General features: G+C 34.6%; 12 protein-coding genes. 4 read left to right on the top strand and 8 right to left on the bottom strand.

What is annotated here, in order from left to right:
* Positions 1–10: 10 nt before the first annotated feature.
* Genes ACJJVT_RS06225 through ACJJVT_RS06215 form a run of 3 tightly spaced genes read right to left on the bottom strand, consistent with a single transcriptional unit; the run spans position 11 to position 2,550 of the window.
* Positions 11–664 carry a YggS family pyridoxal phosphate-dependent enzyme gene (locus ACJJVT_RS06225; RefSeq protein WP_405397294.1) on the bottom strand — a complete coding sequence of 218 codons (654 nt, stop codon included), beginning with the start codon at positions 662–664 and terminating at the stop codon, positions 11–13.
* A 24-nt stretch (positions 665–688) separates the two neighbouring features.
* Positions 689–1,579 carry a 3-hydroxybutyryl-CoA dehydrogenase gene (locus ACJJVT_RS06220; protein ID WP_405397292.1) on the bottom strand — a complete coding sequence of 297 codons (891 nt, stop codon included), beginning with the start codon at positions 1,577–1,579 and terminating at the stop codon, positions 689–691.
* A complete protein-coding gene (locus tag ACJJVT_RS06215) occupies positions 1,576–2,550 on the bottom strand; it encodes a Gfo/Idh/MocA family protein (protein ID WP_405397536.1) in 975 nt (324 codons plus the stop codon). Before ACJJVT_RS06215 ends, ACJJVT_RS06220 begins: the two co-directional genes overlap by 4 nt.
* Before the next feature lie 146 nt (positions 2,551–2,696).
* Here ACJJVT_RS06215 and ACJJVT_RS06210 point away from each other — a divergent pair, with 146 nt between their 5' ends.
* Positions 2,697–3,338 (top strand): protein-L-isoaspartate(D-aspartate) O-methyltransferase, encoded by a 642-nt coding sequence (locus tag ACJJVT_RS06210; protein WP_405397291.1) that lies wholly within the window; start codon positions 2,697–2,699, stop codon positions 3,336–3,338.
* On the opposite strand, the gene smpB is transcribed toward ACJJVT_RS06210, so the two are convergent.
* Both smpB and ACJJVT_RS06200 read right to left on the bottom strand, forming a co-directional pair.
* The gene (gene smpB / locus ACJJVT_RS06205) at positions 3,335–3,796 is read right to left on the bottom strand and encodes an SsrA-binding protein SmpB (RefSeq protein ID WP_299317527.1); all 462 of its coding nucleotides are present in this window, start codon (positions 3,794–3,796) and stop codon (positions 3,335–3,337) included. The genes ACJJVT_RS06210 and smpB overlap by 4 nt on opposite strands.
* A gap of 80 nt (positions 3,797–3,876) precedes the next feature.
* The gene (locus ACJJVT_RS06200; RefSeq protein ID WP_405397289.1) at positions 3,877–4,419 is read right to left on the bottom strand and encodes a SixA phosphatase family protein; all 543 of its coding nucleotides are present in this window, start codon (positions 4,417–4,419) and stop codon (positions 3,877–3,879) included.
* Between the two features lie 84 nt (positions 4,420–4,503).
* Between ACJJVT_RS06200 and ACJJVT_RS06195 the strand changes: the two genes are divergently transcribed.
* Positions 4,504–6,141 (top strand): PorP/SprF family type IX secretion system membrane protein, encoded by a 1,638-nt coding sequence (locus ACJJVT_RS06195; RefSeq protein ID WP_405397287.1) that lies wholly within the window; start codon positions 4,504–4,506, stop codon positions 6,139–6,141.
* Between the two features lie 57 nt (positions 6,142–6,198).
* Here the strand turns inward: ACJJVT_RS06195 and ACJJVT_RS06190 are convergent, their stop codons facing one another.
* Complete coding sequence (locus ACJJVT_RS06190; protein WP_405397286.1) at positions 6,199–6,792, bottom strand: TetR family transcriptional regulator C-terminal domain-containing protein; 594 nt, start codon at positions 6,790–6,792, stop codon at positions 6,199–6,201.
* A 111-nt stretch (positions 6,793–6,903) separates the two neighbouring features.
* Complete coding sequence (gene clpB, locus ACJJVT_RS06185) at positions 6,904–9,504, bottom strand: ATP-dependent chaperone ClpB (protein WP_405397284.1); 2,601 nt, start codon at positions 9,502–9,504, stop codon at positions 6,904–6,906.
* 158 nt (positions 9,505–9,662) lie between these two features.
* Here clpB and ytxJ point away from each other — a divergent pair, with 158 nt between their 5' ends.
* On the top strand, positions 9,663–10,058 hold the full coding sequence (ytxJ, locus tag ACJJVT_RS06180) for a bacillithiol system redox-active protein YtxJ (RefSeq protein ID WP_405397283.1): 396 nt from the start codon (positions 9,663–9,665) through the stop codon (positions 10,056–10,058).
* Positions 10,059–10,087: 29 nt separating this feature from the next.
* On the opposite strand, the gene ACJJVT_RS06175 is transcribed toward ytxJ, so the two are convergent.
* Positions 10,088–11,272, bottom strand: a complete 1,185-nt coding sequence (locus tag ACJJVT_RS06175) for a hypothetical protein (protein ID WP_405397281.1) — start codon at positions 11,270–11,272, stop codon at positions 10,088–10,090.
* Between the two features lie 246 nt (positions 11,273–11,518).
* Here ACJJVT_RS06175 and glyA point away from each other — a divergent pair, with 246 nt between their 5' ends.
* Entirely contained in the window at positions 11,519–12,793 is a 1,275-nt protein-coding gene (glyA, locus tag ACJJVT_RS06170) for a serine hydroxymethyltransferase (protein ID WP_405397280.1), read from the top strand.
* The last annotated feature ends 1 nt before the right edge of the window (position 12,794 follow it).

The raw sequence follows: 12,794 nt of genomic DNA, 5'->3' as shown, positions 1-12,794 counted from the left end.
GTTTTAGATATTAATTTCTAGACCCAAAGATACTACTTCCTATACGTACCATGGTGCTGCCTTCTTCAATTGCGATGTTATAATCACCGCTCATACCCATAGAAAGGGTAGTAAAATCTGCATAATTACTTTTAAGTTTTGTAAAGAGTGATTTAAGGCTAGCAAATTCTCTACGTACTTGATTCATGTTATCGGTAAAGGTTGCCATGCCCATCAATCCCACTATTTTTACATTTTTGAAAGCTTTAAATTCTTCGTTAGCTACTAAATCAAGTAATTCTTCTTCGTTAAACCCGAATTTTGTGTCCTCTTCTGCAATGTGTACCTGTAATAAACAAGAAATAACTCTGTTGTGTTTTTCTGCTTGTTTGTTTATTTCTGCCAATAATCTTGGGCTATCAACACCGTGCACTAATGAAACGTATTCAGCCATATATTTGACTTTGTTACGTTGTAAGTGTCCGATCATATGCCATTCAATATCTTTTGGCATATTCTCCCACTTTTCAGTCATTTCTTGAACCCTATTTTCCCCAAAAACACGTTGCCCCTCATCATACGCTTGTTGAATGTATGAAATGGGTTTCGTTTTCGATACGGCAACCAAAGTTACAGTGTCGGGAATGTTCTTTTTAATGGCTAATAGATTTTCTTTTATAGACATATAACTATGAATTCTTAAATGCTTCTAGTTTGTAAATTGGTTTGATACTACTTCAGCTTTTCTGCTTTCAGCGTAATCATAAAAGCCTTCTCCAGATTTCACGCCTTTTTTACCTGCCATTACCATATTTACTAGTAAAGGAGATGGTGCGTATTTTGGATTTTTGAATCCGTCATGCATCACATTTAATATAGATAGACAAACATCTAATCCTATAAAATCTGCTAACTGTAACGGTCCCATAGGGTGTGCCATACCCAATTTCATTACTGTATCTATTTCTTCAACACCTGCAACGCCATGATGTAAGGTTTCAATTGCCTCGTTGATCATAGGCATTAAAATTCTGTTTGCAACGAAACCAGGGTAGTCGTTAACCTCGGTTGGAGTTTTTCCTAATTTCTTAGAAAGCTCCATTATTGCAGTAGTAGTTTCGTTAGAAGTGCTGTAACCTCTAATAATCTCTACCAATTTCATAATCGGAACAGGATTCATGAAATGCATACCAATAACCTTTTCAGGTCTACTCGTTTCGGCAGCTATTTGAGTTATGGAAATAGACGAAGTGTTAGATGCTAAAATGGTATTTGCATCACAAACATCATCAAGCTCTTTAAAAATTTTGAGCTTGATTGGTACATTTTCTGTGGCAGCTTCAATGGCAAGGTCAACTTTTGATACACCTGCTTTCAATTCTGTAAAAGATTTAATATTCGCTAGTGTATTTTCTTTATCAGTTGTAGTTATTTTTTCTTTAGCTACCATTCTGTCCAAATTCTTGGCTATGGTGGCTAGACCTTTATCTAAGGCTTCTTTAGAAACATCAATTAAATGTACCTGAAATCCGTTTTGAGCAAATACATGGGCTATACCGTTACCCATTGTACCTGCGCCTATAACTGCTATTGTATTCATATTTTCTTTGGATTAAATGCTGCGATAATTTGTAAAGCAACTTTTAGTGCTTGTGTACCTTGTTTTAAACTTACTACTGGGATTGTATCGTTGTTGATTGCCTCTGCAAAAGATTCAAGTTCATCTAAGATGGCATTGTTGGTCTCTATAGACGGATTCTCAAAATAAATCTGCTTTTTAATACCTTCAGCATTCTGTAAAATCATGTCGAAATCTCCAGGTGCTTCTGGTGCATCTTTCATTTTTACAACTTCAACTTTCTTTTCTAGAAAATCTACCGAGATGTACGCATCCTTTTGAAAGAAGCGCGATTTTCTCATGTTTTTTAAAGAAATTCTACTAGCTGTTAAATTGGCAACACAACCGTTTGCAAACTCTAATCTAGCATTTGCAATATCTGGCGATTGACTAATAACTGAAACTCCGCTAGCATTAACCTGTATGACTTCAGAATTTACAACACTTAAAATAGCATCGATATCATGAATCATTAAATCTAAAACTACAGGTACATCTGTACCTCTAGGGTTAAATTCAGCCAATCTATGTGCTTCAATGAACATTGGTTCGTTGATAGCGTGTTTTACAGAAGTAAAAGCAGGATTAAAACGTTCTACATGTCCCACTTGTCCTTTCACTCCATATTCTTTTTCTAAGGCAAGAAGTGAGTTAGCTTCTTCTAAGGTATGGGTGATGGGTTTTTCGATGAAAATATGCTTACTCTTTTCGATAGCCTTTTTAGCACAATCGTAATGTGAAAGCGTAGGAGTTACGATATCAACTACATCAACGGCATCAATTAAATCATCGAGGTTTTTAAAATAAGTATATCCGAACTCTGAACTTACTTTTTCTCCGTTTGAACTATCGGCATCGTGAAACCCTATCAGTTCATATTTTTTAGATTCGTTTAGAAGTCTAAGGTGGATTTTACCTAGATGCCCAGCTCCTAAAACACCAACTTTTAGCATTTGTTTCGTTTTCCCCAAAAATACGCATAGTTAGGTACTTTTATCCTATGCGGTATTTCAATTTTATAAAAAATAAAGATTAGTTTTCGTTGCTTCTTCCGTCGTTTGAAGAACTTTGTTAACTTTGAAGGACAAACCGACTACCATTGAAAGATACCTTAAAACACAGGGGAATGCGCAACCATTTAGCGCAAGTATTGATAGACAAAGGAATAGCTGATAAAAAAGTGCTAGATGCCGTTAGGGAGATACCTAGACATTTGTTTATTGATAGTAGTTTTGAGGGGCATGCCTATCAAAACAAAGCCTTTCCTATTGCTGCAAACCAAACGATTTCGCATCCATACACCGTAGCTTTTCAAACAGAATTACTAGAACTCGAACCCGGACAAAAAGTTTTGGAAATTGGTACGGGTAGTGGGTATCAAACTGCCGTTCTTTTAAAATTAAAGGTTAAAGTGTATACTGTTGAAAGACAGTTAGAGCTATTCAAGAAAACGAATCTCTTTTTTAAGAAGATGGGTTACAGACCTAAACAAGTAATTTTTGGTGATGGTTATAAAGGCCTGCCTAAAGAAGCCCCATTTGATCGTATAATAGTAACTGCCGGTGCGCCAGCAGTACCAAAAGCATTATTAGCTCAACTAAAAGTAGGGGGTAGGTTAGTGATACCTATTGGTTTTGAAGAACAAATAATGACTTTATTTGTGAGAACCACAGAAAAAGAGTTCTCGAAAACAGAGTACGGTTCTTTTAGATTTGTGCCTTTACTAGAAAATAAAAATTAATTATTGAAATTCTTTTTAATGCGATCAAGGTCTCTCTTGTTATCGCGATCCTTAATAGATTCTCTTTTATCGTAAAGCTTTTTACCTTTTGCTAATGCGATTTGCATTTTTGCAAAACCTCTTTCATTGACAAATACACGAAGTGGTACAATCGTTAAGCCAGATGTGTTTACTTCTTTACTGAGTTTTTTAAGTTCTCTTCTTTGTAAAAGTAATTTACGCTCTGCTTTTGGCTTGTGGTTAAAATGAGATGCATGAGAATACTCATCTATTTGCATATTAATTACAAATAGTTCATCTCTATCGTTAAACTCGCAAAAACTTTCTGAGATAGAAGCTCTGCCTTCTCGAATAGCTTTGATCTCGGTACCCGCTAGAACGATACCTGCCGTATATTTATCTAAAAGCTCATATTCAAAACGAGCTCTTTTATTCTTAATGTTTATTGTATTCTGCATCTTAGGCAAAAGTAAGAACAATTAAAAGAATGTCTTAGCCTTTTAAAGCTAATTGCTGTTGTTATTAAAAGATGGAAATATTAGTCGGGACAGTTACAGTTAAAAATAAGTTTTTCTACCGAAGATGTACCATTAATAATTTTGACAATAAATAGGGTTCCGTTCTCACTATCATCAATATCAAAATATTTTTGCTCGTCAATTAATTTGTTGACAAACTCAGGCGTAGTATTGCTGTGACCAACAACTAAAACATTATTATTTAAATTGTCTTTTTTGAATTGCGCAATATCGATCATGCTAGGGTCGTAATATTGAACATCGATATTTTGCTTTACAGAAGTCGGTGCAGCAGTCATTGCGGTTCTGTTGTAGTCCGTAGAATAAATAGCGTTTAATTCTGTATCGGCAAGAATTTCTGCCCAATGCATAGCTCTACCTAAGCCTTTTTGGTTCAGCTCTGGGTCAGAATCATCGAGATTACTTCTATCCTTTTCTGCATGTCTTATAAGGTAAAATGTGGAAATTGAAGTTTGTTCTTGTGATTTATCAATTACTGGTTCATCTTTGCAAGAAAGATTGATTGCTAGCAAAATAAAAAGAACAATTTTGAATGCTTTCATGAAATTATGTTTGGTGTATTAAATTAATAACTAAAATTACTTCAAAATAGTACTATAAATAGTCTATTTTTTGTTTTTTTGCATATGAAAAATTTTTGTGGGGCGCTTCTTATCGGATTTGTAGTTCTAGGTCTTAAGGCTCAAGAAGTCGTTTTACCTACTGATTTTAGGCAGCAAAACCTCACGGAGTATAACGGGAGCTTGATAAATCCTGCTTATAGTTTAGATCACAATAACCCTTCTTCAGTAGCTTTATGGGCTAGATGGCAATGGCAATCTTATGATGGTGATCCAACTTCATTATTTTTAAATTATACAACAAGACTTAATGATGTTTCTGCAGCCGGTGTTGGTTTTTTTCAGCACAATACAGGAATTTTCTTGAATACAGGTGCGGCTCTTAATTATGCTCATACGATAGAATTGAGTGAAGGTATTATTTTAGGTGTTGGTTTAAATGTATTTGCATTTCAGCAGAAGTTAGCAGATGATCGCTTTTTTGTACCTAACCCAATACAGACTACTGCAGAGAATGATTTTATTCTGCAAATGGCGCCAGGAGTTAATTTGAGTATCGATAGATTTAATATTGGTCTAGTCTCAGAAAATTTATTCGATTATAATTTCACTTCTAATGAGCGTAACTCTAGTCCTGATGATAGAATGTTTCAGGCTTTGGTAAGTTATGATATTCCGGTTAGCGTTTTAAATACAGATGATAGTTCGATTTTAAGACCTATGCTATATTACAAGACAATACCGGGTTTAGATAATCAAGTAGGTTTAACGGGGTTATTAACAACCAATAAATATTGGGCACAGGCAGGTTACAATAGTTTTTACGGATTCTCAGGAGGTGTTGGAGGTCGTTTCTTTAAGCGATTCTCTTTTGGTGCGCTAATTGAAGTGGGTACTAGCTCAGATTTAAAAGGTCAAGACCCTTCTTTCGAATTGGTAACATCATATAAGTTAGGTACACTTCAAACACCTGAAGAAAAACTCGAAGAACAATTAATTGCTGGAGAGGAAAAGCAAAAAGAAGATGCACTTGTTAAGCAAGAGGAGAAAGAAGTAATGTCTAATGAATTAACAAAGGCAGAAAAGTTAGCTTTAAAACGTGAATCTAAAAAGCAAGAGCGTTTGGCACTTATTGAAAGTAATAGATTAAAAGATTCAATTCAGTTAGCTTCAAGAAAATCTGATTTGGTTGTAAAAGAATCGAAAAGAGATATCAGAAGAAAAAGAGATTCTGTAGAAAATGCAAGGGCAGCACAAGCATTAGCTTCTGCAAAAGCATTGAGGCAGCAGAGACAACAAGATTCAATTGCTACGGTAATGAAGAGAGAATCTGAGGCAATTGCATTGGCTCAAAAGCAGCGTCAAGATTCTATAGCTCAAAGTGAAGCTTTAGCAATGCGAAATGAAGTTGTAAAGGTTAAAGCTGGTGAGAAGTATGAAGAAGTAACCAAAGAAGGTTCTTTAGAGCCTGGTTATTACTTAATTGCCAATGTATTTGGTACTAAGAAGTATTTAGACGCTTTCTTGGTAGATATGCAGAAAAAAGGAATCAATGCAAAATCATTCTTTAGGCAAAAGAATAAGTATAATTATGTTTATCTAGCAAAATACAACTTCATCAAAGAAGCTAGAGAAGCTAGAGACTCCAAATTAGGAGGGAAGTACACTGATAAAATCTGGATATTCAGGGTTACGGGGGAGTAGTAAATCTAACTAATCTAGTTTGTACCGTTTAGAAAACTTAAAGAGTGATACAAAGGTTTATTTAAGTTCTCTCTTAATTAATACATCTAAATAAGTTACTGTATTCAGTAGGTATTTACGGTCTTTTGTAATCGTAGCCATTGCAATGGCACCTTGAATAATCGTAAATAATTGTTTTGAGAATTGTAATGGAGAAACCGGTAGTTTAAGCTCTCCTTTATTTATTCCGTTTTCAAAGACTAAGGCTATTTTTCCTTCAATATCCTTTATGGTTTCCTTTGCGGCGGCAGCAAGTAGTTTGTTATTGTGTTGTGCATCTATACCAACGTTTAAAATAGGGCAACCACCCATTTTCATGGTGAATATGTCGTACTTTTTATAGAACTCAATAAGATTCTCAATTTTGGCCATAGCCTTACCTTCAATTGATAAATGTTCATCGATAGCAGTTAACAGTAAGCTTCTGTTGTATTCAAATGCCGCTAACGCTAATGCTTCTTTATTTTCGAAATTACCGTATAGCGCACCTTTGGTTAAATTAGTTGCATCGGTTAAATCGCTCATACTTGTGCCTACATACCCGTGTTTATTAAAAACGGGTGCGACAGTCTCAATAATAAATGCGGTAGTTCTTTCGGCTTTGGTTGACATAATAGACTGTTTTATGTAAAGATAAATAATCTATACTGTATGGTATATACTGTTAATAAAAAAAAGCGCTCATATATTTCATATGAACGCTTTTCTAACAAATTTTAAAAATTATACTGTAATTTCCTCTTGATTTCTAAAAACTAAACTATTGTCAAAGGCGTCAAGTAAAACAACGCTGTCAGCTTTAATTTCACCACTTAGTAACGCTTTAGACATGTTGTTTAGAACTTCTTTCTGGATAGTTCTTTTAACCGGTCTTGCGCCAAATTGAGGGTCGTAACCTTTCTCTGCCAAATAATCTATAGCTTCTTCTGTAGCGTCTAAAGTAATTTGTTGTTTGTCTAACATTTTCTTTAAACTTTCCAATTGTAGTCTTACAATTTCTTTGATGTTGTCTTTAGTCAAAGGTGTAAACATTACAATATCATCGATTCTATTTATAAACTCAGGTCGAACCGTTTTCTTTAAAAGGCCCAGAACTTCAACTCTGGCAGTCTCAGCTGCACTAACAACATCTACTGCATTTTCAAATGTTTCTTGAATAATGTCACTACCTATGTTACTTGTCATGATAATAATTGTATTCTTAAAATCAGCAACACGACCTTTGTTATCAGTCAATCTACCTTCGTCTAATACTTGTAATAAGATATTGAAAGTATCTGGATGCGCTTTTTCGATCTCATCTAAAAGCACAACAGAATAAGGTCTTCTACGAACCGCTTCAGTCAATTGTCCGCCTTCATCATAACCTACATATCCTGGAGGTGCACCTACAAGTCTACTAACCGAATGTCTTTCTTGATATTCGCTCATGTCTATTCTTGTCATGGCATTCTCATCATCGAATAAGTACGACGCCAAGGTTTTAGCAAGCTCAGTTTTACCAACACCTGTAGTTCCTAAGAAAAGAAACGAACCAATAGGTTTTTTAGAATCTTGGAGTCCGGCTCTACTTCTACGTATAGCATCAGAAACTGCTTCAATAGCTTCTTCTTGACCTACCACGCGTTTGTGTAAAACTTCTTCAAGTTTCAATAGCTTTTCGCGTTCACTTTGCAACATTTTAGTAACAGGTATGCCTGTCCATTTTGCAACTACTTCTGCGATATCATCACTAGTAACTTCCTCTTTTATTAAAGTACCCGCATGTTGTTGCTCTGCTAAGTCATCTTGTAGCTTCGTTAAACTCTCTTGCGCTTCTTTAATTTTACCGTATCTAATTTCTGCTACTTTGCCATAGTCGCCATTTCGTTCAGCGCGTTCAGCTTCAGCTTTAAAATTTTCAATGTCGAGTTTTGTCTGTTGAATATTATCAACTACAGATTTTTCACTTTCCCATTGTGCAAAAATTTCATTTCGCTCTTCTTTTATGTTGGCTAAATCTAGATTTAATACCTTAAGTTTTTGCTTGTCATCTTCACGTTTAATCGCTTCGATTTCAATTTCGATCTGCATTATTTTACGATCAAGCACATCAAGCTCTTCTGGTTTAGAATTAATTTCCATTCTAAGTTTAGATGCAGCCTCATCCATAAGGTCAATAGCCTTGTCTGGCAAGAATCTATTGGTTATATACCGTTGTGATAATTCAACAGCAGCAATAACCGCCTCATCTTTAATACGTACTTTATGATGAGCTTCATACTTTTCTTTTATACCTCTAAGGATGGAAATAGCACTTTCAGTATCGGGCTGGTCTACAACCACCTTTTGAAATCTTCTTTCAAGAGCTTTGTCTTTTTCAAAATACTTTTGATATTCATCTAAAGTAGTTGCGCCAATAGATCTTAACTCGCCTCTTGCAAGTGCTGGTTTTAAAATATTAGCGGCATCCATAGCGCCTTGTCCGCCGCCTGCACCAACAAGCGTGTGTATCTCGTCAATGAATAAGATGATATTACCATCGGCACTAACAACTTCTTTTATAACAGCTTTTAGTCGTTCTTCAAATTCACCTTTGTACTTGGCACCAGCAATTAAAGCTCCCATATCTAAAGAGTAAATTACTTTATCCTTTAGGTTTTCAGGAATATCGCCCTGAATAATTCTATGTGCTAAACCCTCAACTATAGCGGTTTTACCCACACCAGGTTCACCTACTAGAATAGGATTGTTTTTAGTACGTCTTGATAAGATTTGTAAAATTCTACGTATTTCTTCGTCACGCCCAATTACGGGATCTAGTTTGCCGCTATCTGCTAATTCATTAAGGTTTTTAGCGTATTTATTAAGTGAGTTATAGTTGTCTTCAGCACTTTGTGAAGTAACCTTGTCGCCATTACGCAATTCATCTATTGCAGCCATTAAATCTTTCTCGGTTGCTCCTTGATCTTTTAAGATTTGGGATATCTTACTTTTAGATTTTAAGATGGCTAAAAATAGATGCTCTATAGAAACATATTCATCTTCCATTTTTTTGGCGATGATACTGGCTTCATTTAAAGTCTTACTGGCTTCTCTAGAAAATTGTAAGTCACCGCCTTCAACTTTAGGAAAGCTTAAAAGTTCTTTTTCTAAAATTTGTTGAACTAGTGAAAAATTAATCCCAAGCTTTTTAATTAAAAAGGGCATTACATTTTCTTCAACTTCGGTAAGGGCTTTAAATAGGTGTTCGTTTTCAATTTGCTGATGTCCGTTATTTTGGGCAATCAGCTGGGCTTGTTGAATAGCCTCCTGTGATTTTATTGTGAAATTATTTATATTCATATTCTTTAGGTTTTAGTTAATTGTAATACTTTTGATAGGTAATATTCAACAATCTTACCAATTAAGATTTCAGGACAAAATGGCTGAAAAATCAAAAAATAGACTGACAATTAGTCAGCTTAGATGTGTTGAAATGACAATATTAAATTAAGAATTTTATGGGAATATTTGGTGGTTTATTTGGAGGTTCTAGCGATGGTGATGAAAAAAAATCATCAGGCATACCGTGGATACCTCTGAACTCTGTGGCTCAGTTAAGTGATATCAAAGAAGTGTCTAGTAGTAGGCCGCAGCTCATATTCAAACATTCCACATCTTGCGGAATTAGTAGAATGGTGCTGAATATGTTCAAAAGTAGTTACGGGCTAGAAGAGGGACAAATGGATCTTTACTTTTTAGATTTGTTGGCGAATAGAGATGTTTCTAATGCCGTTGCTGATGAGTTTGGTGTAATGCATCAATCTCCTCAGCTATTAATAGTAAAGAATGGGGTAGTGGTAGTGCATGATTCGCACAATGCAATATCTAATATTGAGCTAGAACAATACATATAAAAAAAGCCCCGGAATTACGGGGCTCTTTTTTAATTGAAACTTTGATTGTTCAATATATTTTTAAGATTATTCTTTAAATCTTCACCGGCATCATAAACCATTTGTTCATTGCTGGGGAATGGTACTCTTGCGAGTTGTAAAAGAGAAACCAGGTCATTGTCCAACGCTCTTTTATCGCCATCGTAATTAGCATAAATATGTTCGAATATGAATTGACTGGTTAAAGGATATTGATTTATTTTTTGTTGTTTTTTTAAATCAATAAAATTTACGACACCAGTTACCTGTGCACTTTTAAACTGTGTAAACTGGTAAAAATCACATCGTACCGTTTTAAATTTGTCAACTTTAATGCTATTGCCTAAACTGTCAGAAACTACATTGCCATTGCGGTCTTCTACAAAAGTATAACCATCTTTAATTTGTCTTTCCTTGCTAATTTGTTTCTCCTTAATTTGTTCAGGAGAGATGTTTATGTCTTGAAAAGAAACTTCCATTTGATAATCATACACTTGATTTTGTATTCTGTTCGTATGGTATTCCGTCCAGTTAGAGTTCAGTCCGTATGTATTCAAATTTAAAAGTTCATCTTCTAACCTTTTTGGTATAATCTGATTTGTATTGTTTGTCATATCAACAATTACATAATCTAAGCCTTTTTGATATGCTTCATCTATTTTTGAAATAACATCTTTATAATTCGGATTTATTTCCTGTAAATAATTTAAATCATTGTACGCATTTCTAAAATCAGCTTTATAGTTAGCGTCAGTTAAAAGTGTATTTGCCTTGTTATATAAAAACTCAGATAATTTAGATTTTGCGGCAATGATATCATCATCGTAATTTTTAAAGCTGAATTGCGCTCTTCTACCCTCATCTTGAATTTGTAACGGCAGTAAGGGGCGAATTCGCTCTTGAATAGATTTAAGCCTACCGTAGGCATTGAAAATCTCTTCATAGTTTGCAGCGTTACCATCCTTTTTAAGGAATTTAATGTGTTGCAGCTCTCTTTCGGTATTTTTTTTATATCCTTCCTCAAGAAGAATTATATATTGCTGATTGCTTTTTTTGGTCTTATTCTCTGCAATATTCATTACTGCTTTATTAATAGCAGTCTCGTAATTACCAGAGTTCAGAGCCTCCTGCGTTTTTTTGACACCACTACAAGAAAGTAGTAGGCCGATAAAACTAAATAGTAGAAATTTTTTCATGTCTATTATTTTTATGATTTATAATAGCTATTCAACAGCCGTGCCATAAAAGGGTTATTATTAAACGTAATAGGATGATGAATAGTATATATTCGATGAGATGCATGAATTCAATAATTTTTAAAAAGCTATAAGAGTATAGTTATTAACTAATTTTAATAAATAAGTTATGTGTTTGTGTTCTTTTTTGCATTTCAATAGATGCGCTATTTGTATTTTTGCAACTTATTTAAAAGAAATATTATCATGCAACGCGACACCACTATTTTTAATTTAATTGAAGGAGAGAGACAACGTCAAATCAATGGCATTGAATTAATTGCCTCTGAAAATTTTACTAGTCCTCAGGTAATGGAAGCTCAAGGCTCAGTACTTACAAATAAGTATGCTGAAGGGTATCCTGGTAAAAGATATTACGGCGGTTGCGAAGTAGTAGATAAAGTAGAGCAGTTGGCTATTGATAGAGCAAAAGAGCTATTTGGAGCGGCATATGCAAATGTGCAGCCTCATTCTGGTTCTCAAGCTAATGCTGCGGTATATCACGCATGTTTACAGCCAGGTGATAAAATTTTAGGATTCGATTTATCGCATGGTGGTCACCTAACACATGGTTCGCCTGTTAATTTTTCAGGTAGATTATATAATCCTGTATTTTACGGGGTAGATAAAGAAACTGGAAGGTTAGATTATGATAAAATTCAAGAAGTAGCTACAAAAGAACAGCCAAAGCTTATTATAGCCGGAGCTTCTGCATATTCTAGAGATATGGATTTTGAGCGTTTTCGTAAGATTGCAGATAGTGTGAATGCTATTTTATTAGCAGATATTTCTCACCCTGCAGGATTAATTGCTAAGGGTCTTTTAAATAACCCAATTCCTCATTGTCATATTGTAACAACAACAACACATAAAACATTAAGAGGACCAAGAGGTGGACTGATATTGATGGGGGCTGATTTTGAAAATCCGTTTGGTATCAAACTTAAAAATGGAAATCTTAGAAAAATGTCTGCTTTATTAGATTTAGCTGTTTTTCCAGGAAATCAAGGTGGTCCATTAGAACATGTTATCGCTGGTAAGGCAATTGCCTTTGGTGAAGCGTTAACAGAGTCATACGCAACGTATATAGCTCAAGTAAAAACAAATGCCGATGCAATGGCTAAATCTTTTGTGAAACGAGGTTATAATATCATTTCTGATGGTACAGATAATCACATGATGCTGATAGATCTAAGAAATAAAGATATTTCAGGTAAAGATGCTGAGAAAGCATTGGTTTTAGCAGATATTACTGCTAATAAAAATATGGTACCATTTGATGATAAATCGCCATTTGTAACTTCTGGTATTCGTTTTGGAACAGCAGCAATAACTACAAGAGGTCTGGTTGAAAGCGATATGGAAAAAGTAGTAGATTTTATTGATCAGGTAATTACAAATCCTGAAAATGAAACTATTATAAAGGAAGTGAAAGGAAAGGTTAATGCAATGATGAATACAAGACCAATATTTAATGCATAAC

Origin of the sequence: Maribacter sp. Asnod2-G09, from assembly GCF_045063795.1 — a bacterium.
In the GTDB taxonomy this organism is placed as follows: Bacteria; Bacteroidota; Bacteroidia; order Flavobacteriales; family Flavobacteriaceae; genus Maribacter.
Note: the sequence above shows the minus strand (reverse complement) of the source record. Positions and strands in the feature narration are given on the sequence as shown.

Excerpts from the sequence above, each read along its gene's own strand:
- ACJJVT_RS06225 (WP_405397294.1), bottom strand. The coding sequence starts at position 664 with ATGTCTATAAAAGAAAATCTATTAGCCATTAAAAAGAACATTCCCGAC.
- ACJJVT_RS06220 (WP_405397292.1), bottom strand. The coding sequence starts at position 1,579 with ATGAATACAATAGCAGTTATAGGCGCAGGTACAATGGGTAACGGTATA.
- ACJJVT_RS06215 (WP_405397536.1), bottom strand. The coding sequence starts at position 2,550 with ATGCTAAAAGTTGGTGTTTTAGGAGCTGGGCATCTAGGTAAAATCCAC.
- smpB (WP_299317527.1), bottom strand. The coding sequence starts at position 3,796 with ATGCAGAATACAATAAACATTAAGAATAAAAGAGCTCGTTTTGAATAT.
- ACJJVT_RS06200 (WP_405397289.1), bottom strand. The coding sequence starts at position 4,419 with ATGAAAGCATTCAAAATTGTTCTTTTTATTTTGCTAGCAATCAATCTT.
- ACJJVT_RS06195 (WP_405397287.1), top strand. The coding sequence starts at position 4,504 with ATGAAAAATTTTTGTGGGGCGCTTCTTATCGGATTTGTAGTTCTAGGT.
- ACJJVT_RS06190 (WP_405397286.1), bottom strand. The coding sequence starts at position 6,792 with ATGTCAACCAAAGCCGAAAGAACTACCGCATTTATTATTGAGACTGTC.
- clpB (WP_405397284.1), bottom strand. The coding sequence starts at position 9,504 with ATGAATATAAATAATTTCACAATAAAATCACAGGAGGCTATTCAACAA.
- ytxJ (WP_405397283.1), top strand. The coding sequence starts at position 9,663 with ATGGGAATATTTGGTGGTTTATTTGGAGGTTCTAGCGATGGTGATGAA.
- ACJJVT_RS06175 (WP_405397281.1), bottom strand. The coding sequence starts at position 11,272 with ATGAAAAAATTTCTACTATTTAGTTTTATCGGCCTACTACTTTCTTGT.
- glyA (WP_405397280.1), top strand. The coding sequence starts at position 11,519 with ATGCAACGCGACACCACTATTTTTAATTTAATTGAAGGAGAGAGACAA.